Source organism: Mechercharimyces mesophilus, assembly GCF_059818345.1.
The window spans coordinates 156,696-179,202 of sequence record NZ_JCBAPH010000006.1; the positions used below are offsets into that span (position 1 = coordinate 156,696).

Annotated in this window: 18 protein-coding genes and 3 pseudogenes; 4 read left to right on the forward strand and 17 right to left on the reverse strand. The window is 45.6% G+C overall.

Annotated features, from left to right (window positions below):
- Positions 1 to 27 precede the first annotated feature (27 nt).
- The 3 genes from AC6RGY_RS14665 to AC6RGY_RS14675 form a co-directional block, all read right to left on the reverse strand.
- Positions 28 to 1,008, reverse strand: coding sequence for a YbgA family protein (locus AC6RGY_RS14665; RefSeq protein WP_499864197.1), 981 nt, complete (start codon positions 1,006 to 1,008; stop codon positions 28 to 30).
- Between the two features lie 12 nt (positions 1,009 to 1,020).
- Positions 1,021 to 1,932, reverse strand: coding sequence for a TIGR01777 family oxidoreductase (locus tag AC6RGY_RS14670; RefSeq protein ID WP_499864199.1), 912 nt, complete (start codon positions 1,930 to 1,932; stop codon positions 1,021 to 1,023).
- A 164-nt stretch (positions 1,933 to 2,096) separates the two neighbouring features.
- A complete protein-coding gene (locus AC6RGY_RS14675) occupies positions 2,097 to 2,669 on the reverse strand; it encodes a GNAT family N-acetyltransferase (protein ID WP_499864201.1) in 573 nt (190 codons plus the stop codon).
- A gap of 263 nt (positions 2,670 to 2,932) precedes the next feature.
- Between AC6RGY_RS14675 and AC6RGY_RS14680 the strand changes: the two genes are divergently transcribed.
- Both AC6RGY_RS14680 and AC6RGY_RS14685 read left to right on the forward strand, forming a co-directional pair.
- Positions 2,933 to 3,700 carry a class I SAM-dependent methyltransferase gene (locus AC6RGY_RS14680; protein ID WP_499864203.1) on the forward strand — a complete coding sequence of 256 codons (768 nt, stop codon included), beginning with the start codon at positions 2,933 to 2,935 and terminating at the stop codon, positions 3,698 to 3,700.
- 894 nt (positions 3,701 to 4,594) lie between these two features.
- Complete coding sequence (locus AC6RGY_RS14685) at positions 4,595 to 4,882, forward strand: hypothetical protein (protein ID WP_499864205.1); 288 nt, start codon at positions 4,595 to 4,597, stop codon at positions 4,880 to 4,882.
- Between the two features lie 26 nt (positions 4,883 to 4,908).
- Here AC6RGY_RS14685 and AC6RGY_RS14690 read toward each other — a convergent pair whose 3' ends face one another.
- The 6 genes and pseudogenes from AC6RGY_RS14690 to AC6RGY_RS14715 all read right to left on the reverse strand — a co-directional run bounded on the left by AC6RGY_RS14690 (position 4,909) and on the right by AC6RGY_RS14715 (position 9,164).
- The gene (locus AC6RGY_RS14690) at positions 4,909 to 5,733 is read right to left on the reverse strand and encodes an inositol monophosphatase family protein (protein WP_499864207.1); all 825 of its coding nucleotides are present in this window, start codon (positions 5,731 to 5,733) and stop codon (positions 4,909 to 4,911) included.
- A gap of 181 nt (positions 5,734 to 5,914) precedes the next feature.
- Positions 5,915 to 6,559 carry a histidine phosphatase family protein gene (locus AC6RGY_RS14695; RefSeq protein WP_499864209.1) on the reverse strand — a complete coding sequence of 215 codons (645 nt, stop codon included), beginning with the start codon at positions 6,557 to 6,559 and terminating at the stop codon, positions 5,915 to 5,917.
- Positions 6,556 to 6,895, reverse strand: a pseudogene (locus tag AC6RGY_RS14700) (VOC family protein). The gene AC6RGY_RS14695 and the pseudogene AC6RGY_RS14700 overlap by 4 nt, the downstream one beginning before the upstream one ends.
- 81 nt (positions 6,896 to 6,976) lie before the next feature.
- Positions 6,977 to 8,104 carry an IS200/IS605 family element RNA-guided endonuclease TnpB gene (gene tnpB / locus AC6RGY_RS14705; RefSeq protein WP_499864210.1) on the reverse strand — a complete coding sequence of 376 codons (1,128 nt, stop codon included), beginning with the start codon at positions 8,102 to 8,104 and terminating at the stop codon, positions 6,977 to 6,979.
- Positions 8,105 to 8,113: 9 nt separating this feature from the next.
- Positions 8,114 to 8,506: pseudogene (gene tnpA / locus AC6RGY_RS14710) on the reverse strand (IS200/IS605 family transposase).
- 223 nt (positions 8,507 to 8,729) lie between these two features.
- On the reverse strand, positions 8,730 to 9,164 hold the full coding sequence (locus tag AC6RGY_RS14715; protein WP_499864212.1) for a pyrimidine dimer DNA glycosylase/endonuclease V: 435 nt from the start codon (positions 9,162 to 9,164) through the stop codon (positions 8,730 to 8,732).
- Between the two features lie 681 nt (positions 9,165 to 9,845).
- On the opposite strand from AC6RGY_RS14715, the pseudogene AC6RGY_RS14720 reads away from it, so the two are divergent.
- Positions 9,846 to 10,064, forward strand: a pseudogene (locus AC6RGY_RS14720) (HU family DNA-binding protein); the annotation flags it as partial.
- A gap of 445 nt (positions 10,065 to 10,509) precedes the next feature.
- Here the strand turns inward: AC6RGY_RS14720 and AC6RGY_RS14725 are convergent.
- Positions 10,510 to 10,671 (reverse strand): hypothetical protein, encoded by a 162-nt coding sequence (locus tag AC6RGY_RS14725; RefSeq protein ID WP_499864214.1) that lies wholly within the window; start codon positions 10,669 to 10,671, stop codon positions 10,510 to 10,512.
- A gap of 161 nt (positions 10,672 to 10,832) precedes the next feature.
- Here AC6RGY_RS14725 and AC6RGY_RS14730 point away from each other — a divergent pair, with 161 nt between their 5' ends.
- The gene (locus AC6RGY_RS14730; protein ID WP_499864215.1) at positions 10,833 to 11,936 is read left to right on the forward strand and encodes a hypothetical protein; all 1,104 of its coding nucleotides are present in this window, start codon (positions 10,833 to 10,835) and stop codon (positions 11,934 to 11,936) included.
- A gap of 153 nt (positions 11,937 to 12,089) precedes the next feature.
- On the opposite strand, the gene AC6RGY_RS14735 is transcribed toward AC6RGY_RS14730, so the two are convergent.
- The 7 genes from AC6RGY_RS14735 to AC6RGY_RS14765 all read right to left on the reverse strand — a co-directional run bounded on the left by AC6RGY_RS14735 (position 12,090) and on the right by AC6RGY_RS14765 (position 22,488).
- The gene (locus tag AC6RGY_RS14735; RefSeq protein WP_499864217.1) at positions 12,090 to 12,959 is read right to left on the reverse strand and encodes a hypothetical protein; all 870 of its coding nucleotides are present in this window, start codon (positions 12,957 to 12,959) and stop codon (positions 12,090 to 12,092) included.
- Positions 12,960 to 13,184: 225 nt separating this feature from the next.
- Positions 13,185 to 13,880: a DUF3891 family protein gene (locus AC6RGY_RS14740; RefSeq protein ID WP_499864218.1), complete on the reverse strand. Its 696-nt coding sequence runs from the start codon at positions 13,878 to 13,880 to the stop codon at positions 13,185 to 13,187.
- A gap of 269 nt (positions 13,881 to 14,149) precedes the next feature.
- Positions 14,150 to 17,098: a VWA domain-containing protein gene (locus AC6RGY_RS14745; protein WP_499864220.1), complete on the reverse strand. Its 2,949-nt coding sequence runs from the start codon at positions 17,096 to 17,098 to the stop codon at positions 14,150 to 14,152.
- Positions 17,088 to 18,887 carry a vWA domain-containing protein gene (locus AC6RGY_RS14750; protein WP_499864221.1) on the reverse strand — a complete coding sequence of 600 codons (1,800 nt, stop codon included), beginning with the start codon at positions 18,885 to 18,887 and terminating at the stop codon, positions 17,088 to 17,090. Before AC6RGY_RS14750 ends, AC6RGY_RS14745 begins: the two co-directional genes overlap by 11 nt.
- A 79-nt stretch (positions 18,888 to 18,966) precedes the next feature.
- Positions 18,967 to 19,860, reverse strand: a complete 894-nt coding sequence (locus AC6RGY_RS14755) for a DUF58 domain-containing protein (RefSeq protein ID WP_499864222.1) — start codon at positions 19,858 to 19,860, stop codon at positions 18,967 to 18,969.
- On the reverse strand, positions 19,857 to 20,855 hold the full coding sequence (locus AC6RGY_RS14760) for an AAA family ATPase (protein WP_499864224.1): 999 nt from the start codon (positions 20,853 to 20,855) through the stop codon (positions 19,857 to 19,859). Before AC6RGY_RS14760 ends, AC6RGY_RS14755 begins: the two co-directional genes overlap by 4 nt.
- A gap of 40 nt (positions 20,856 to 20,895) precedes the next feature.
- Positions 20,896 to 22,488 (reverse strand): DUF8809 domain-containing protein, encoded by a 1,593-nt coding sequence (locus tag AC6RGY_RS14765; protein WP_499864225.1) that lies wholly within the window; start codon positions 22,486 to 22,488, stop codon positions 20,896 to 20,898.
- Positions 22,489 to 22,507: the final 19 nt, after the last annotated feature.

Genomic DNA, 22,507 nt, shown 5'->3' on the forward strand with positions numbered 1-22,507 from the left:
GTGCCACATACCCCGAGTGAAATTTTCTTATCGATTAAAATCACTATGATCAGCTTCCAATAATACCGCTGCTGGACCGGGCTGTAGGTAACTTTGTTTCAATGCCCATCCCACTTCATATTTTAATAAAAGTGCTCTAAGATCTTCCCATGGATCAAGTAACGCCGTCTCTCCCGTGCGATAAGCTTCGAACTTAGTCAGGAGCCGTTGCTTGTCTTCGCTTGGCAACACCTTCTTTAAATGACCAAACAAGTGAAATAAGACATCTGTATGCTTTTTCTTTGTAGCAGGTTCGGACAGACCTGCCATTATCAGCTTGATATACTGACCCATTCGCTCTCTCCTATCCTCTCTCCCTCCTTGTGCTACCAACTGTCCCAGCTCCTTAAGGTGAGGACGACTATGTGAGAGCATCAACATCTTATGACGGGTGTGAAAGTCGACCCACTTCGCAGAGGAGGGATTGGACGTCATCCATTTCCGCCATTCATCATATACATACACCTGTTCAACAAACGATTCCATCCCCTCTACCGTTTGCAGATCACGCTCTTCTACCATAGGAAGGAGAGGGAATCGCTTCTGCAAGGCCTCGGCAAACAGCCCGCTCCCTTCATCAATCTGTTCGTCTTCCTCATTATAGATAGGTACTTCTCTAAGACCACAAGAAGGGGAACCTTTTTTCAATATGTAACCACTAATACCCTGCTCTTCAAGTTGTCCCAGTGTCTGCTTTAAAAATGATTCCATAAGTTTTCGTAAGGAGTCTTTATGCTGAACCGTCACCATATCCATATCCTTGTCCTTTGTCCGCACCAAATTCATCGGCTCCCGTGGCGCGCCTAAGCCCATCCCCATCTCTGGACAGACAGGAACCCAGGTAAAAAGAGAACCCAATTCTTCGACAATCAACGCGTGATACTTATGACGACCATCATAACGCACTTTTTCTCCTAGTAGACAGCTGCTTACTCCCACTTTCACTGGTAAATGGAATCGTTCCGTCACCATTCTCACCTCCTACTGCTTATCAACTAAAGCTTGTTCCAACGCTGTTTTTACTGTTGGATAATGAAAGGAATAGCCAGACTGCAACAGCTTGGCTGGCTGAATACGACTTCCGTTTAAGAGAAGTTCTTCGCCCATTTCACCAAAGATCGCTTTTACAACGGTACGTGGAAGAGGGATTCGTGTTGGTCGATGGATAACCTTCCCTAAAACACGGGTAAACTCTTCATTTGTTACCGGATGAGGACTTACCACGTTAACCGGACCAGACACCTCCGAATGCTTCATCAAATGCTCGATCACACGTGGAATCTCATCGAGCACCACCCAGCTAAGTGGTTGTTTTCCGTTGCCGATCTTCCCACCGAGTCCAAAACGAAAGGCAGGAAGCATTTTTGCTAAGGCTCCACCCGCTTGGCTTAGGACCACTCCAAAACGTAAGTTGACCACGCGAATGCCTACTTGTTGTGCGATCTCCGTTTCTCGTTCCCACTCCTTGGTCACAAAGCCGAGGAAACGCTTGCCCAGGGGGCTCGATTCATCTAGCGGCTCTCTTCCTGTTTGGTCCTCATAGGCACTACCTGAGGCAGAAAAAAGAACCTCCGGGGGTTGAGAAAGTTCTGTTAATGTTTGAGCCAGTAAAGAAGTGCCTAGCTGGCGACTTTTTAAGATACGGTATTTCTGCGCCCGTGTCCAGCGACCATTGGCAATGCTCTCCCCTGCAAGGTGAATAACAACCTCTTGGCCTTCCATACCAGCCCGATCCATCTCCCCCGCAGCTGGGTCCCAGACTATCGTTGGCTCCGCGTATTCCTGCTTACTCTGCGGACGGACGATTCTGGTCACTTGATGTCCTTGCTTTCGAAAATAGGAGACCAACTCGTTTCCAATCATCCCGGTCGAACCCGTAATGGCAATGCGCATTGAAAGCTTTCCCTCCTCTTTTGTCTACATCAACGTTACTCTTTACATCACTTTTATTTTCCCCTTTTCCCAGTAGAATTCAAACCTAAGAGGCATTTAAGTACGAAACATCTATATTGAAAAGAAAAGAGTGGGGAGTTATTAAGCTCTCCCCATCTTATCTACTACTCCATCGTACTGCTGATTCTTTTTCTTTCTTTCCACTCTGTAGCCAACATCCCATAATAAAGCTTGTCCTCAAATATTCCCTGCACGGGCATTTCTTCTTTCAATCTTCCCTCTAGGCGAAAGCCCAAGCGTTCGGCTATTGCCTGGCTAGATTGATTACTCGCCGCACAGCAGATAACCACTTTATGTAGTCCTCTTTCTATCACACACTCATCTATCAGCACTTCCACCGCACGCGTCATTACTCCCTGACCACAATATGCCTTACCTAACCAATACCCGATCTCACCTATGCGCTCCAACGGATTGATAGAGTTAATCCCCACTACCCCTGCCAATTCTTCCTTTACCCAGACAACCAACTGGATCGATTCACCTTGGGAAAACTCTTTCAGTGTGCCTTTAATAAACGTTCGGGTATCTTCCACTTTGGTCGTGCTCTCTTCCCACAACATATAGGGGCGCAAATGCTCGCGATTTCGTTCAATTAACTGAAAGAGAGGTTCAGCGTGCCTTTCCTCTAATAGTTGTAAATCGATTTCATCATCTACCTTATACCTCAAAAGCATATCGTTTTTCCTCCTTATGACACCTGGGTCCTTTTGTTTCCCGATTAATCCGCTTACCTACCTTCTTATTTTTTTATCGAGTCTTCACATAACTTTCGGTTTGTAACTCTATTTTAATCCTTCTTTTTTATTTATTACCATTATTATATGACTAATTTAGGGATTGTGCAAAAACACCCAGCACAATTCACTAAAAGTATTCACTCCTAACAAATATAATAAATACTATATAATACATAAATTTAATATTGAGGAGAATAGATTTGACGAACAAAAATTTTTTTGGAAACTTCCAAACAGCTAAGTTCTATGATAGCGTTTGGGGTCACTATAGCGATGACCTACCTTTTTGGATTGAAGTGACAAAAGAAGATAGAGAAGTATTAGAAATCGGATGTGGAACTGGACGTGTTACAATACCCCTTGCACAACAAGGGAAAAAAATACACGGGATTGATAATTCGGAGGCCATGGTAAACGTCTTAAAAGAAAAAGTGAAGAGCGATACTATGCTACACAATAAAGTCAGGATATATAAACGAGATATCCGTGATTTTAAACTAAATCGAACCTTTGATACCATCATCATTCCTTTTATTACTCTAAATCACCTCATCACTAATACGGACATAAACGCCACACTTCAATCCATTCGAAGACATCTTACTTCAGAAGGAAGTCTCATTTTTGATATTGTTAATCCCACTCAGTTAAGTGTCGATCCTAGAAAGCGTATGTGCAAAATTGAAGAGACGGGGGAGAACGTTGCTGTATGGCAAGACAGCAAGTATTTTTTTGACACTCAGATCTTTCAGGTAACCCACTACTATCAATACTGTGATGAAAAAGGAGACCCTAAAAGTGACGAAGTTACTCAAGTCAACCTATACTACCGAATCTATTATCCACAAGAAATGAATTATATTCTTGAAGCGAATGGATTTACGATAGTAAATAAATATGGTGGATATGATCAAATCCCGTTTACTGGAGTAGAGGATATTCAGATATTTGAAGTTTGTAAAATTTAAGCAAATGGTTAGTCCATACAGCCAAGGAATGTGCAAAGTTCCACTTCGATGCGGGGGCATTTTTAGAATGGTTGGGTAGTTGAGTGTGCTCGGGATTATCGGGATGCATCGCAACAATCTGAAGTTGATGCTCTTCTGGCTTAGTGTAATGGTTTATTAGGCTGGAGATTTCTTGACTCAAGATCCATGAGTTTTATCATTGATCTTATCGATAGTGTTAGAAATGAAAAGTCCTCCCTCCTCAGCAGGTATGGCGAGGAGGGAGGATTTTGATTCATTACGGGACAGATCATTAGAGAGATAAAAGGGGGATGATAATCCGAAGGGACATTATTACCTACCTCTCTTAACTATACTTGAAAGAACAGCGATATTCTGACCATTTTGCACCCCTATAAAATTGGCTGCTAGAGGGGTTCGTGCAAGTGTGATAGTGTCAATAATCTGAAAGGATGTGCCTGTAAAAGGTCTACTCGCAATTGTGGTTGATACATTTATTGCATTGTCAGGAATAAAGAAACTTCGTGATTGACCGGGAGGAACCAACACAACGGTATTGAACTGCTCATTGCTAACAGGAAGAGTGTAATTGGTAACGGCTCTGAGGTTTGTGTTGGAAGTTCTGTTAAAAACACCTTCTCTTAGGATAACCTCCTCCTTTCTATCGGAGATAGACAATATAAAAAAAGAGTATACTCGAAAGATAGAAGGATTGTTGTTTCTTAAACCATCCTATCAAAAATCAGATGTCACATCCCCCAGGATGGTAAACTACATTGAAATAAGAGAAATCAGCTCCTAAAACGAAGAGCCAATCAGATCATCTAGCGACAATCTGAGAATTTTATTTATCTATTACTAGTATATGACAAATTAATAGATTGGTTCTAATGTTTGAAGCGGATTTTATTACTATCGCTGTCGGCTTTATCGCTTGTTGTCGATGGATTAAACGAGAAAGGGGAAGTCCTTAAAGTAAGTAGTAGCTTCCAAAGTAAACTCCAAGAGGCTAACGATAACTATACAGCTAAAATTCAGGCCCTGTATGAGCAGATCGAAACAATTAGATCCGAATATCAGCGACAATTAGCAGATTATCAAGAACAGATAGATAGTATGGAGGAAGTCCACAGAAAGCAGGTAGAGGATCTTCAGGAAAAGGGAATTGATCAAAAAGGTTAGGAAGAAGAAGGACTAATTCTTCATCATCAGGACATCGCCGTAACATAACAGCTCTCGATGTTTTGCAGCCATGCCATCATGTCTGACTCCTCTTCTGGATGGCAAGCAATCAGATAAGGTACTTCTACCCGTTCCGTTATCGACTTGCCCTCGAAATCGACAACAGCTGCTCCCGCTTCTTGTGCAAGCAATACGCCTGCATACAAATCGGTTCCTCCCGAGTTGTAAAGCAAGACACGGTCAACATCCCCACGAGCCAACATCACCCATAATAGTGCTGGTGCCCACAAACGAAGGACCCGTTTAAAATCTTCATCCAGCCTCTGTTTTATCTGCATCGCTCTTGCATCTTTTTGTACCTGATGCCCTTGAATCCAGCCCACTGTTTGTTTGAGGCGAGGCTTTGGCGAAGGTGATGTAAGTTGCATCCGTACTCCGTTGCAGTAAGCTCCTTTCCCTCGATGAGCAAGGTACATCTTTTCCAGATGAGAGTCATAAATCACACCTAGCATAGGCTTATCCCGATAAAAAAGGGTGAGGCATACCGCATAGAGTGGAATTCCATGAGCGAAATTGTTGGTCCCATCAAGTGGATCAACATGCCACAGCCACTCGCTCTCATCTCCAAGTACGCCTGCCTCTTCGCTCTCGATTTGATGATCAGGAAAATGGTTTCGCAGGTGCTCTAGAATGATCTTTTCAGCGAGGAGGTCTACCTCCGTAACCACGTCCCCATCTGCCCCCTTTTCCTGGACGGAAAAGCCACTGGAAAATCGCTCTTTTGCTAGTTCTCCCGCTTCACGCGCTGCTTGGATTGCTACTTTTTCAGCTATCTTCAACGTTTCTTCCATAAGATTCACTCCTCCACCAACAGATTTTAGTTTATTCCCAACTATTGATTGTATTTTATTATCACTAATTACCTCTATGAAAAGTTGCAGCTTCTTCAGTCTTCTGGCACAACAACCAAGAAATATTTTTTCTTCTTGTTTCTTTATCAGGAATATCCAATTTACTCGAGAGTAGCCTCTCTTATGATCCATGTGAGAGTGCAATCAAATGCGACGTGTCATTCAACTTTACAATTGTACGACATCCATGTCGATCTAACCTCAAATGGGTAATACTACACGGATCCAAGTCATACATAATATTGGCTAAGTGGTGATCTTCCTGTATATTCAGCCAACCGTTTATGAGGCAAATCATCGCATTGGAGTGGGAGACGATTACAGCGACCTCTGCACGTTGTTCTTTTTTTATTCGATCCATCCATCCTCTGATCCGTTGATGCATCATGCGCCAACTTTCCCCTTCTTCGTAAGGTACCCAATCGATCGCTGGCTCTGTGAACGGTCGCTCTAGTTTTCGCGCCTCTTCTCGGACCATCCCCTTCGCAACCCCGTTATTTAACTCGCGTAACTCCCACTGCAATTGTGGGCGTTTGGCGATTGACTGACCAATCTGTTGCGCTGTTTCTTGTGCTCTTCTTAAATCACTGCTGTATAGACGATAGTCTCGACCATCAAGCATATTTTGCAACCGGAGTCCGGTAATCGTCGCTTGCTGCCTACCCCACTCAGTTAGAGTGCTATCCGTCCATCCACCTGTCATGTCAGTAATGTGATGTTCTGATTGGCCATGGCGAATCAATATAAGCTGGTTCAGCGGTCTCATCCCCAAACTTCCATTCTCTCTTGCAAATTACTCGTATGTAGTTCCAGCTGTGTCCCATCGGGGTCCAAGAAGCTAATAACCCACCCTTGTCCACGCTTCACAGGCCCACGAACAATATCAATTTCATTGGCTCGCAGTACTTCGACAGCGTTATCAAAATCTCTTTCTGCTATGGAAAAAGCAACATGATCCACACCATACCCCTCCCCATTCCAAATAGGCGTCGCTCTTTCCGAGATGAACACGCACCATACCAAGTACTCTCTCATAAAAGGTGAGTGATTGCTGTAGATTAGAGACACGAATCGTTATATGGTTAATCCCTGTTACCTTCAATTGAACCTCCCCCACCTACGCTACGCTAAGAGGTGGGGGATTCTTGGGAGCTCCCATCTAGTGACAGGATCGATTCCAAGCTTACACCGTCGTCCCAACGGCAAGAATCCTTAATCCTTCTTTCAAGATGTTCAGGGAGGCGTTGATGTCTCGGTCATGATGGGTGCGACACGCTGGACATGTCCACTCCCTTAGATTGAGGTTTTTCACCTCCTTGTTTCGGTAGCCACAGGAAGAGCATAGCTGACTGGAGGGGTAGGATTTCCCTACCTTCATGACCGTTCTCCCATACCACTTGGCTTTATACTCGAGCATGGCGACAAACTCCGACCACGAAGCATCGGTGATGGACTTCGCCAACTTGCGGTTCTTCACCATGTTTTTTACCTGTAGGTCTTCGATGCAAATCGTTTGGTTTTCACGTATCAGCTTGGAAGACAGCTTATGTAAGAAATCATGGCGGGCGTTCGTGATCTGTTCGTGGATGCGAGCCACTTTGATTCTCGCTTTGTGCCAGTTGGAACTGCCTTTGATTCGACGACTCATGATGCGCTGTGCCTTCGCCAACTGCTTTTCATAGTGGCGGAAATACGCAGAAGGCTTGACTTTCGTCCCATCGGTAAGGATAGCGAAATCCTTGAGACCAAGATCCACCCCAACTGATTGATTCGGATTGACAGGAGCATAAGGGCTTTGGTTCACTTCGCACAGGACGGATACAAAGTACTTGCCTGATGGACTGCGACGGATGGTAGCCGAAAGAATGCGTCCTTTTACCTCGCGGGACTTGGCAAACCTCACCCATCCTAGCTTAGGTAGCTTGATTCGATTGGCGACGATACTGACACGAGGAAGCTGATTCTTCTTTTCAATCTTGGTTGTGTAGGATTGAACCATGTTCCGTTTACTTTTAAAGCGGGGTCGCTCGTTTTGTTTCTTGAAAAATCGCCCAAACGCATCATCGAGGTTTCTAAGAGAAGATTGCAGGGCGTGAGCATCCACTTCTTTTAACCAATCAAACTGTTTTTTCAATTCCGTAAGGAGCTTCGCGGAAGCGGTGTACGTAAATCTTTTACCAGACTCTTTGTGTTTTTCATGGGATTTGGCAAGAAAGTGATTGAATACAAAACGACTAGAGCCAATGGATTTGTTAATGAGCGTCGTTTGTTCCTTGGTTGGATACAAACGGAACTTAAACGCCTTGTGCATCTTATCTCCTCACTTTTTCCCTTGATTCTGAATATAACTTTTGATCACGTCCAACGGCGCTCCACCCGTTGTTAACAAACAAAAACTTCTTGACCAAAAATACGCTTTCCATCATTCCTTTCTTACATGGGAAATTCTTTTTTGATCACACGAGAACTCGCACTCTTAAAAGCGTTAATAAACGTTGACAATTCTGTTTTCGGGTGGGCTTTAAACAACACATGGACAGGATCATGATCATGGTCCTAGTAAGGTAATAGGATACTTGCTACCGATATGAACGAACATTTGTCTAGCTCTCTCTGATAATGGATCATTGATTACTTTTCTTCGGTATTTAATGACAAGAACCAAGTGATAAGTGAGACTGAAGACTGAATGATTATTGCTATCTAATTTCATTTATATAACAACCTTTTTTCTAGTTAATTCTGAATATATCATAGAGGGCGCTCTCAAACAAGAGCCTTTCGGCTATCGCCGAACTGAAATTCACCACCCATTAGCAAGCTTGAAGTGGGTCTCCTCTTTCAGCAAGAAGGATAGAAACAACTCCTTTGGAAGTGTGGAAATGTATGAATCAGACGACCATTGTTGTTTATCTATCTTACCAATCATAAGCTTTTCACCTAGAATCTCCTTTCTCCCAATTTTCTACTTCTCCCTCGATAACATAAAAGAGTGGATGCACTTTAACCACTCTCTCCTTAACCCTATCATAATGAGTAGGATCTCTTTCTTTTAGCTTCTTAAGTAACCAGCTCCGCTCGAAGTCTCGTTGTCCGGTTGTCACTGCTAATTTTTTCTCGGTCACAGGATGCTCAATCTTTGTCCCGTCAAACCGATACCCACGCTTGTCTGCCTCTTCTTTAATCACATATAAATAGGTGGCAATGGCTTCTTCCGGACATGAATGTTGCCGAAATCTCTCCAGTTGAGGATGGCGTGTATATCCCTTGGTTCGGTCTAATAATACCGCTTGCGCTAAAAGTGATTCCCTCCATAGGGCTACCAGCCCTTTTCGATCAAGGAATGATGGATGAAGTGACCATAACCGCACATTCTTCTCCTCCTTCTGATCCCAATTCTATCCTAGAATGCCCCAAACAAAAAAGAGCACTTCATATAATGAGCTACAAAACTAATGGAGCTATCGTAGCCAATCCCCTCCACCTTCACCGTTGCCTATAATGGTGAGACGACAATCGCACAAATAATTCATATTTATGGTATTATATCTTGCATACGAATATAAAGGAGGTTTATCGTTGGAGAAGTCAATAATAGCGAAGAAAAAGAAGTCAGTAGAATTATTTTTAAAGATCACGAATCCTATTGTAATTATCGTCTCTTTTATATTGATGTTAAAGACGAATGATGATATCTGGATGACCGTTATGTTAGCCTATGTTACCGGGATGCTAACCATTTTAAACACCATGGAGTTCATAGAGACGAGAAAAGAAACCGGAAAGTTCAAATTAATGCTAAGCATATTTACAATCGCCTTTATAACGAGTGCTTTTGTATATTGTGTTGTGAATATATTTATTCATTTATGATGCATCCGAATAACGGAGGCTTTTTGTGCAGGAAAATACAGAATACAGCAATCATAGTGCGATCATCACAACCATGGACGTTAATGAGCGTTGAACCCGATTTGACTCGGTCAATTTGAGTCATCGTAAGTTGATGAGGAGTACGCCAAGCTTTAATCTCAGACATCTGCAACAATAAAGCGCTTCCTTCAGAGGGTAAAGTTCAGTTGATCGTCTTTGGCAACTTTGAAGTGCGGGAGCGTTCGGCACGAAAGGGATGCAACCCACAAACAGGGGAAGAGATGGAATTTAAGGCAAGCAAGGTGTCTGCGTTTAAGCCGGGAAAACAGTTAAAGACTCGTAGCACTAAGAAAAGAGCCGTGAAGGGTCCCACTCCACTACGGCTCTTTCTAACGTGAGTCTACTACTAGCATACGCCCTCTCATCTCTTATTATTAATCCTATGGGAGGGACAATATCTTTGAATATTATGATATAATAAGATTAAATAAGGATAGACAAGTCCGTGGTGGATGGCTAATCCTCCCCATAGAGGGGAGGGATGCCGATGATCTAAATATGGATTGCAATAGTTGCAACGGTCACACTTGTGGTAAATATCGCAGTGATTGCCTACAAAGTAGGCAAAGATGTTACTACAAATAAAAAGTAATCCACCTCGGGCTGGGAACCTTTAGGGTAGATTACTCGTGAAGGTCATTGGTTAAAGTCACTTTGCGGGGAGTCATCCGCTAGGGTAGTCTATTCTCGCGACGGTAGGTGTTACCAGCACCTACCGTTTTGCGTTCTGTTGATAATATAATACCACAATTGACTGTGAATTATCCATACTGTACTCAAAAATCAGTAGTGACCTGCCACTTGCGTCCAGCCCCACACTCCAACTTCTGTTCCAGCTCCTACCGCTTGATTTCTTGACTCCCGATGGAATAACCACATGAGATGACCAATCTCGTCATCTTGCTGATCCCTCTGTGTCGCCACTACATCTTGAAGATTAAACATATGTGTTTCCTCCTCGCTTAATTTTGGTCAAATCAAAAAATCCCATCGGAAATAAATTCTCAATGGGAGCGTGGAGGAAGTGTGAATAAGGTTACCATCTAGGTGCCTTCATGCTACAATGCAGTATTGTATATATTAACTATGGCATTGGAGCGAGAAAAATGAGGAAGATTTTTTTACTGGTTGTTTGTGTGTCCGCATTCCTATTCAACTCTTGCACATTTATTTCTGAAAGCAATCGGAAAACCGATGAATTCGGTAGAATCGAAGCGAATGCACCGGCAGCTGGAGGTGCCCTCATATTAAAAATGGCAGAGGCTCTAAAAAAGGATCTAGAAATAAGAAGGAAGGAACGGTTGTACTGTCAATATAGTGATTGTGTTGCCATTGGAGACGATTATGCAAGTAGAATTAGGGATGACTTCGGTGAAATCATTGGTTCATCAGATCAACTCAATTGGGATGCCAATGAAGGCTTTGTTGATTTAGCGGATTATAAAATAGAAATTGATGGAATTGTAAACCGCTACTATATTTCTGCTGATGAAAAAGAACAGGAAAAATTAGATGAAGATGCGCAGAAAGCTTGGAGGATCGTTAAAGCTGTTATTCCTTCTAGTCAAAGAGCAGAGTTAGAGGGTTTAGCTTTGTTCCGCTACAGTAATGCTACAGCATTTTCTAAAAGTTACCTCCATTTCGACGATGACTTTAAGGGATGGAATTTAAATTTATCACAGACGCTCCTACAAGATAAAAGAGCTCTAGTTGAAAATGTTGTACATGAAGCAGCTCATCTCGAGATACAGAGTGAGAATCAAATACCACCGAACAAGACGTCATTAGCCTACGCCAGCCTCGATCGAATGGATATTGTAGAAGAAGAAATCTCTAAGTGCAAAACCTTTTTCTTAAACTATCATGGATGCAGTTTAGAAAATTCCTACTTAAATCAGTTTTATTCTATATTTTGGAATAATCTTGAAAGTGAGAGGAAGTCATTAGATATTGAAAACAATAGCGATCATTATTGGAAATTCTACTATAACCATCAATCAGAATTTGTTTCAACCTATTCCATCATGAACGTTACAGAAGACATTGCAGAGTCGTTCACCCACTTTGTTTTCAAACCAAAGCCCCGAAATTTCAACACGATAGCGAATCAAAAAATAGCCTTCTTCTACGATAATCCAGAACTCGTGGAATTGCGGGCACTCCTTTTAATGCGTATTTACGAGGAGTTGGAGCAAAAAGAAGAGATGTAACATTACGGCACCCGTAGCGGTGCTATTTTTATGGGAGAGATAAGCATTAGCGATCTACTAAGTTATTTCAAGCTATTTGATGATTTTATGATGAAGGAAAAAAATAAAAAAAAGAGCGTTTAACGCTCCTTATCCTCTACACATCAGCCCATCTTATTTAACAAGAGCTCGCCATACTTCATGCTCTTTGTTGATATGAACCATAATGTCCTCGTAGCTAACCTCAATTTCTGTATGATCACCAAGAGCATGGTTCACGCTAAAACTTACTCCTAGATGATCCTCCGTTAGATAGCTATAGACGCCATCCCCATCCTGCCTCGCTTGATCCGAATCTTGCAGTAGTACTTTTACGTCTGCGTTACTCCAATGACTTACTACCTCTCGATGATCAGAGCGAAGAACCTGACCATTCATAAGCGCACTCACAAATGCATCATCTACTCTGATAAAATCAGTTAATCGCACTTTCTCTTCATTCACCAAATCAATGGTACTTGTAGTGAATAAATTTGTTGGGTAAGCGTCTCCCGCTGAATAGCCAATCCCAGTATACTGAATACTAATCAGGTTTCCTCTTTGAAAAGTCACCTTATAGTCCACGTCCACCTCTCCGACAACATCACCTTCAAATCGGCTCAGAACGGATAAAGCATCCAGTCTGATTAATTTATTCACAGTTTCTAATTTTAACTTCATTTCGGTGGTATCTAATAGCGAGTGCGGAGCTGAAGGATGGATGATTTGTGGATAGGTAACCCGAATGCCTCTGCTACTGTATACTTTGTCGGTCACGTCATACTCCATTCCTCGTAGGTCCAGGTCCCCATTCTCTTCAACAGGATCTTTCTCTTCTTTTGCTTTCTCTTGGTCATCCACTACCGTCTTTTTGTCTTCCTTTTCTGCTACCTCCTCCTGTGGATGTGAGGTCTCATTCGGTGTTGCCTTCTCTTCCTTATCAAGGCTACAGGACACCAGGATTAGAGGGAGAAGCAAACTACAAGTCCAACTGATCCTTTTCACGTCTCATCTTCCTTTCCGAGGGATACCGGATTCATTTACATATCATAGATATTCCATGACCATAATACTTGTTCTCCATTTCGTTTTTTTTCTAAGTAAAAGGCGGATAACTAGGGAACACTCCATTCCCGGTCATCCGCCTTCTTAAGTATAGCAGTCACTAAACATGATGGATTTTTGTTAAATTAAGTGAGGGATCTAGCTTCCTCACATAGGTGAATCATGCTACTCGCTGATCATCTTAATCGTATAAGAACCTCGTTCCATCCATTGCTGGTCGCGATTTACTTTCTGGTAGGGGACGGTGACATTAAATGATCGCTGAAATGGATTAGGCTCCAAGCGCAAGACCCGCTCTTCTTCCCAATGGGGTTGCCACTGGATATCATGATAGTGGATACCATTTTCATACCAAGGAAACGTATTTTCACCTGGTTCATTCAAACAGATAAAAAGCGAGAGATCATCACAGAATTGCAAGAAACGAAAGTTTGGCTCCAGTGTCCGCCAAGCTTCTTCTCCCAACTGCTCACGTAAACGTCGTTGACGTTCCTTCTCCCCTTGGTAAAAACGAATGGCTTCGTCCTCTGTCGCCGATTGAAAAAAAGAAGCGAAATGCAGGCTACACATGGCCCCAGCATAAGCATCTTCTGCTTGCACACGGTCAATTCCCCATTTATATGCCGGCAGTTTGGGACCTAAGGGATAATCAATAAAGGAATAAGGCGCTCCGGTCTGTTCATTCCAACAAACTTCATCATCCAACTCTTCCCACGCAACATCGTGATAAGCAATAGCAAAGAGGGTGGAGGCGGCATTGACCAAGGGTTTCTCCCAATTAACAGCAAACTCACCCGAGATCAATCCGTGATCAAATTGGGGAATGAGTATAAAATGGTCGCTCCGTTCACGTACAATCATGCCATCCTTCCCCTTTCACTAAGAAATTCCGTGTTTTCTCTCCTTACCCTATCTATATTCCTTTTCCGCTGTTTTGACTAAACATCAGGAAGCCGATAACAATGCGAAGAGAAGAAAAGAGCACACGGAGAAAGGGCAAGAAGGGACGTATTTTCTAGCTTACACCATTCATCTTGAAGCAGAACAAGTCCCAAAAGAATCGTTCCCTTCTCCTCTAATGCTCTATAATCTTCCCTTATCCGTTTTCTTCATGATTTCTCTATCTAACATCATTTCTGTGAGGAAGAACGGCTGCGATTCTTCGCCGCCAAGAGCCGACTTACATGCGTCGTTTCGCCAGTTTGCTCTTTCTCTTCCCGCTCAGTTCTCTTTCGAGAAGCCTGCTTTGCCTTCTGTAATGAACGAGACTGTTCCTTCTGGGTTGAACTGCTTTCACGCACGAGGCTTGATGGACGCTTATTCTTCTCATTGTTTTTCTCTGATCTCTCTGCTTGAGCGAAACGCGGTCGGGTGCCTTCTGTCTTTGTTATCTGAGGCGAACCTTTAGATGATTTCTCAAGTGATACCCAGGGAGAAAGCCGCTTGCCTGCTTTTTGCTTCGCCTGCTGGCGCAATTTGCCTAAGTGACCGGCATAAACAGGCTCAGATGTAGAATTACTGTCCCTTCTCCATACGAACAGCTTCTCCCACCACATCGCCGGTAAAGATAAACGGCGTACAGCAATATCCAACGGCCATAATAAGGCTGCCAACAACAGCAGCCATAGAGAGAGGTCCTGCCCTGACCATTTACGAGGAAGAGAAGTTTCCCAAGCATCCCGTGCTTGTTGGATCACCGTTCCATTCTCAGATGCTGCCACACGCTCGATCACTTTTGATTCCGTCGAGGGTAACTGGTATTCCGCCGAGTAGGGAATGCTCATCCCATACGTCCCCATCGCCGTCTCCTCTCCCTCTTTGATAGCGGTTAGTTGGAGGAGATAGGTTCCCGGTTCATTTCCCGAAAAATTGCCTTGATAGACACCAGGAGACGTCGCTTTCACTTCCACTTCCTGCTTTCGTAATTGATCATCAACCACTGTCACCCTAAGCGAGTCTGCTTGTTGTCGTTGTTCATCCGTCAAATGCACTTCTATCTGCGCCCTGCCATCCACCAATTCCGAACGAACATCGGCACGTGCACTCGGGTATTGGGGAAAAGTCCAAGTTACCGCTTGCTGAAAGAGATCACGAAATAAGGTGCTCTCCACCCAGGAAGCAGACCATTTTCCATCAACATCACTCGTCCAAGCCACACTGCGCCCCAGTCCATACTGCCAACGAGCCAACACAGGATCCGGATAGGGACTTGCCAATACCACTTCCGCTGTCTGCTTGGGCGTCGTCGCTACATAGGCACGTAAGGGAGGAATTCCGTCTGCAAATAGAGGAGACCACTCTCTACCACTTACCTGCCGGGGACGAAAGGGTTCGTCCTTAATATACGAGTCGGTCGCCATCACGGTTTCACGACTAAAAATGGTGGGAAGAGAACCTGCACTGTCAACGAAATAGTAACGCCCTTCACCCGCATCGGCCAAAGTTTGCAAGAGATTCTGGTCGGCTCCTTGTCCAACTGCAACCGTTGATAGTGTCATTCCTGTCTCTTTCATCTGCGCCGTCAGCTCTTGATACTCTCCTCCAGTGGCCGATTGCCCATCTGTCAGCAAGATAATATGCTTTCGTTTCACATCCAACGTGGCCAGTTGCTCATAAGCCTCTTTGAGGGCCGGAAAAATATTGGTTCCGCCATCAGCGGGAATGCCACCGATCTTTTGTTCAATCAGTTGCCGATCTTCCACTGGTGTAGGGTCCATCACCCACCATGGCGCATCATCGAAGGCAACCACACCGATCTGATCCTGCGGGCTAAGCATTTGTGTCGATCGTATCGCCGCTTCACGGGCAAGTTGCATCTTCTTCCCATCCATACTCCCAGATTTGTCAATGACCAGCATTAACCCTAAAGAAGGCTTCCGTTGTGGATCCAGCTCCATATTGACTGGGAGCGCTTCTTCAATTGGAGTTTGAAACCATCCCCCCACGCCAAAGCTGTTTTCGCCTCCTGTCATCATCAAGCCAATGCCAAAATCACGAACCGCTGTCCGCAATTGCTCCATCTGCTCGTCATCAATCGAAAAAGCAGGGACATCTGCTAAAATCACGGTGGAATAAGGTGTATATCCCTCTAAGTTGGCAGGGAGCATCGCCGGTGACTTCTTCTCAACCTGGATGCCTCCAGCCCGGAGTGCAGAGATCAGGTTGCTCGCTGCACCCTTATTCTCCTCTACCACCAACACTCTCGGCTCTCCCTCGACCTGACTAAAAGAGAAGGCTTCATTATTATGAGTCACGGTATCCTCATTGGCCTCTAACTCCACCCGATAACGAAGAAAGCCACTCTCTTGGGCCGTAGCGGTAAAGGCAAACCGGCTTTTTCCCGGTTCAATTTTTACGCTCCGTTCTCCCACTTGACGCTGTCCTTCGTACAATCGCAAGACCCCATCCGTCTGGTGGGTGCTTTCCACTTCAACGGCCACTTTATATTCTTCGCCTTTATACAACCTTCCAGGAACATCTACCGCACGAATCAAGGTTTCTGTGGCTGTTTTCCTCTCCACTTTCACCATTTGCAATGGAAGCTCCTGTTTCGCCGCGATGGCTGCTTCCGCGCTTAAGTCGCCCTGCGTCTCTATGCCATCGGTCAACAAGACAATGCGTCCACGCGCATCTGTCGGAATGAGCGCTTCTGCTAGACGAACACCTTTAGATAGATCGGTTGCATGATTAGATAATTGGGTTGTCAGTGGTGCTACCACTGCCGACGTGGTTAGTGGTTGTTCCACGACGGCTTCTTCCGCTACAGATACGATCGCGTATGTATCATCCGGACTTTTTTGCGCAACGGCTTCTTCTAATTGCTTCATCACCTCGGCTTCATTGTTCATCGATGCCGATCGGTCCACTACAAACACGACGGTCTCTCCCTGAACAGGAGACAAAACAGACGTACGTGCCAAAGCCAGAATCAGGAGAAGGAAAAGGAGTGCACGTAGAAGGAGAATCGCTTGTTTCTTCCTTCTACCCCAGCGTTGGTCACGCTGCCACCACCACCAGAGACTCCAGCCTGCTGGAATGAGGAGAAGGAGCATCCAGGGAAGAAGAAATTTAAGCGCCACGCGTAAACACCACCCATTCCACTCCGATTAATGTACCTGTTAGAAGCGCCAGCCACCACCATATTTCCCGTTGACTTGGTTGCTCTTCTTCATTTTCTGCTGTCATAGGGTTGACAGGGACCTTTGCTGGGGCGATATTGGATTCTGCTGATGGGAAGTGGGTCGCCACATAACGCACCTCTGCCTCGCTTTCCACCTGATAAAGACCGGTTTGTTGCGGAAGAACGAAGGAAACTGTACCACTTGTACCCACTCGCTCCATCACCTGTTGCCCCGGGGTTTGGATATTCACCTTATCCATAGGCTGTGTAAGCGGAACCTGCACTTGTTCACCGGGCATTCCTTTAAGGAGTGACTGATCCTCTGGCAACAACCACGTAAGTGCTTGATGCATCAAGAGAGGAAAATCCGGCTTCAAGGCAAGATCCGACTGATTTAATGAAAAGGTTAGCCAGACAATGCGTTGTCCTGCTTGTTCTCCCGCCAACACAAGAGGGGTCTCGCCTGCTTGTACCACTACTTCCGCCCATGGGGGAGGCGTCACCGCTTGCGCCTTCGCCACATGTAAATCAGATAGCTCCAATCCTCGCACGATCGGGTGATCCTTGATTTCGATCTCCCCTTGCACTTCCTTTTCCCCCGCAACGGTTATTTTTTCAGGGGCAGAGCTGGAACCCATGATGAATAAAGCCCCTTGTGTGGGCCAAGGTGAGGTTGTTTTGTCCAAAATCGTAAGTGGGTACGTTTTTGCCTCTGAATTTGACTCCCCATGAATCACCTCCAGCCGTGGCTGTAGTTGCAATACCTTCCCGAGGAAGTAATCCCCTTCTCCTCCGTTCATCCATAAAACTTCTGTGGAAGCGGAAGAAGAGGGAGCTGCCCAAGCTTCGTTATCCATCAGCAACCCATCTTCCTTATGAGATAGCTGTACCCGATAGTAAGGAGAGTCGGGCAATTGATCAAAGGAGAGCGTAGCGCTGGTATTCGGTTCGATAGCGAGTGAGCGCGCATCCACCACCTGTTCCTCCGCATCGTATAGGGTCACATTCGCTGTCTGAGACTCCGTTCCTAGATGGTCCACACGCACCCATCCCCTGTTTTGTTCCTCCTCTACTGCTACATGAAAAGAGGCGATCGCTAGATTCTCTGTTGATTCTCCTATCGATACCACCCGATGCGGGCGCAGGGGCGTATTTCTAGGAAAGCCCGCTCCATCTCCGAACCAGACGATTTCGGAACGCTCTTCTCCTTGGGCCAATGCATGTGCAAGGGAGAGGGAAGCACGTATGTCACTTGGGGAGACCTCTCCTTCTATCTCTGCTACGGCTTGCAATAAACGCTCTCCATCCGCCGTTTGAGAAGCAATGACACGTGGGACCTTCCCTGCGGTCACCAGTGTCATCGTCTGCTCCACACCCTTCGCTTCAATCCACTCAACCAATTCTGCTTTCGCTTTCTCCAAACGCGTTGCTTCCCCCTCTTGCGCAGACATACTGGCAGAAACATCGATCAGGAGAATCGTATGTGCCGCTTGCACTCCCTCAGCTGGAATCGCTGGTCGAGCCAATCCCAAGACAAAAAAGATCATCGCCAATAATTGCAGCAATAAGAGAAGGTGTCTGCGCAAACGTTGCCAGGGTCGGTTCGCTTCAAACGGAGATAAGACACGCTCCCATAGGAGTGTACTAGTGACGGGCTTATCGATATAGGTTCGTTTTAACAAATAAAGAAGGAGAATCAGTGGGAGGAATAAGGCAAGCAATGCGCTCCACGGTTGTAACCATTGCATCAAACATCCTCCTTTCTCTTGAGCTAACTAACTATTTATATGGAATTGATCGAGCCTATTCGCACTCCTTGGCTTCCACCTATCCTGATCGTACTAGACCAGCTAGACGCAATGTTTGAAAGATCACTTGTTCCAATCCATCTTCCACCGCTATAGGGACATAGACCATCCCGCGAGAAAAACACCACTCCCGCAGATCCTTTTCATATTCCACATATGTCTCGCGGTATTGCGCACGAATGGACGTGGATAAGGAAACCTCGCGCTGCGAGCGGGTCTCACTATCCAGTAAACGCAAGTCCCCATGATAGGAAGGGTCTCGTTCTTCTGCTAGAGTAATATGTAGCAGACAAACCTGTTGCCCTGCATGCTGCAAGGAGGCGAGTCCATCCTTTAATCCACTTTCAAACCAGGTATCTGTTAACACCCAGGTCATCCCCGGTTGTTTAGGCAATGCTTGTCGTCTTTTAAGCGCTTCATTCAAATCGCCTTTCCCCGCAAAGGACAACCCTTCTAAAAAGGACAAAACACGGTGGATTCCGATTTTCCCCTGCTGTAGAGGAAGATAACTTTCTACCTGATCTCGAAAGGCATAAAGGGCCGTCCGGTCCAGATTGGTAAGGGCAATCGCACTCATCGCAGCTGCAAGCTGTTTGGTGAAATACCCCTTATCCCCCTCTCCGAAGTCCATCGATTGACTGGTATCGATGTAGAGATGAAGAGCCAGTTCTTGTTCGTCTAAGTAACGCTTTAAATACCACTTTCCCAGACGGGCATAGGCTTGCCAATCCAATAGACGAATATCGTCACCTGGGGTATACGCGCGGTAATCAGCAAACTCCAAGGAACTCCCCAGAAGAGGTGACAACCGCTGTCCCACCTGACTCCCTCTCATCCATTGTCGACTCACTAACTGCAAGCGTTCCAACCGCAAGAGAAAAGCGGGATCCAGCAAAGACGGTGAAGTGCTCACTTCAATCGCTCCTTACGCCACACCGTCAGAAGCTCCTCTATAATGGAATCGGTGTTCACACCCGTTGCTTCAGCCTCAAAATTGCGTAAGATCCGGTGACGCAGTACCGGGTAAGCCATCTGTTCTAAATCCTCCAGCGAGACATTAAGGCGTCCTTGTAGGAAAGCACGTGCTCTTACTACTTGCATCAATGCTTGTAATCCTCTTGGACCAGCACCCGCACGCACATATTTTTTCACCATCGCCGGGGCCTCTTCTCGTTCCGCATGGGAGTGTAACAAGTACCAAACTGCGGCATCCATCACTTCGTCAGGAACGAGTATCTCCTGCACCAAATCTTGAATCGCTTCTAAGGTCGGACCATCTGCTACTCGCTCCACTTCTTGTGGCTTTGTCCTCTCCACCAACTGGCGTAATTCCTCTTCTGTTGGAAAGGGAACATGAATTTTTAACAAGAAGCGGTCCAATTGTGCTTCTGGTAACAGATAGGTCCCCTCTTGTTCCAGTGGGTTTTGAGTTGCCAAAACAAAGAAAGGCTCCGGTAGGGGGTACGTCTTACCTGCTGCCGTGACCGTGTGTTCCTGCATCGCTTCCAAAAGAGCGCTTTGCGTCTTGGGCGTGGCACGATTCACTTCATCCGCAAGCACAAAACTGCCAAAGATGGGACCCTGCTGAAATTGAAAACCTTGTCTTCCCTGTTCATCCGTCATAATCATGTTCGTTCCCGTAATATCAGCAGGCATTAAGTCAGGGGTAAATTGAATACGCGAAAAGGGTAGAGCAAAACAACGGGCCACTGTCCGCACCAACAAGGTTTTTCCCAAACCAGGCACGCCTTCCAATAAGGCATGCCCGCCCGCCAAGAGGGCAATCAATACCTGTTCGATCACGTCTTCTTGTCCGATGATCACTTTTCCAATCTCTTTACGCACCACGGACACCTTCTCTTGATACGTAGCCAATGCTTCTTGCCAATCTGCTTCTGTCCGTTCCATTTTCTTTCCTCCCTTTCATCCTCTTCCTATTTAACCACCGTTACGGTTCAATGGAGGAGAAGTACTGTCGAATCAGCTCCTGCATCGAAGGATCCAATTGCCTTCGATCCACTGCTTGTCGTGCTTTTTCCGCATATTGAGTAAACACTTCTTCATACGATCGAGGGACACCCGGTAGGTTAGGAGAGTCACTTTGCGGGCCATCTACTCCGTCTCCGAGTGGTCCTTGTACTGCATCCGGATCTGTTCCCCCATCGATTCGATCAGGGACGGTTACTTGCGTGCGACTTCCTTCTCCCCTTCCAGCACCGCTTCCGCTACCCGGAGCACCACTGCCTGAGCCACTCCCATTTCCATTTCCATTTCCATTCCCAGAACCGCTTCCTGCCCCCCCATTGCCACTGCTATCTCCATTCCCGTCTTGAGAAGTGGGCGAACCCTGTTCGTTATCCGAACTCTGCTGCTTCGCTACTTCATTATCCGATTGTCCTTTTTTCGCCAGTGTCTGCTTCCCATTCTGCACTTGCGACTTCGCTTGAGCCAACTGATTTGCATAAGCAGATGAATTTGTTGCCTCCTGCGCCGATGCAAATGCATCGGCTAGTTGGTCCGCTACCTGTGGGGACGACTGCCGGAGACTCGACGCCGCTTGTTGCAATTGCCTTGCAATCTCTTCTGCTTCCTTATCTCCAGATCGAGCGAGCTCTTCCGCCTGTTTCTTCCACTTCTCTGCCAGTGCGTTCCGCTCGTCTTCTGTCAAAGTAGCTAACTCTTCCTTTAAAGCAACCATCGCTTCTTTTTTCGCTGTCGCATCTCCCTCGTTCATCTTTTGCGCCCACTCCGCAGTAGCAGGGTTCTGAGTGAGTGCTTCATTTAATTTCTCCTGTAACTGTGCCACTTGTTGGGTTTCTTTTTCTAGTTGCTGCAATTTCTCTTCCGCTTGAGCCATCGCGCTCATGCTCTCCTCTAAGCGATCGCTTTCCGCCAGTTCTTCCTTTAAATCGTCCAATACTTGTGCTAATTCCTCTTTCTCTTCTTCCGTTAATTCTTCATTCGAAGCGAGCTCTTCTTGCATCGCTTCTACTTTTTCTTCTTGCTCTGCAATCGCTTTTTTCACCTTATCCTGTTCTTGCGCCACTTCATGTAGTGGATTGGGATAGAGGAGCAAGAAGAGGACCCCTACTCCCACCAACACACTGCCCACCCCCTCTTTCCACGAAGGAAGGGAGAATGGATATTTCTGTGGCAAAACTTTCACCAATCGAGCCAGTGCCGCTGTCGCATCCGCTCGTTGCAACAAGACAAAAGGATGTTCTTCCTTTCGCTTTTGGTAAGCGGTGATTGCTCGCTCTTCTAGCCCCAATCGATCTGCCAGTTGCGCTGTCTCCTTCCAGCTAGGGCGCTGAAGCAGAGCCACCAGCATACTTCCTATCACTCCTGCCACCAAGCTGAGAAGTGAAAACATGGTCACATGAAGAAGAGGAACCACCCGTGCACACAGGAGCCAGCCAAGTGCGAGTAATAACCCAATGAAGATTCCCCATTTCAAGCAATGTAAGCACCTTTGTAGCCACAAGCGACGCCGCAAACGACCCAACTCTCTTTCAGCTCCACTCCAACCTTTGTATCCCATTTCCCTTCCCTCCTTTAAG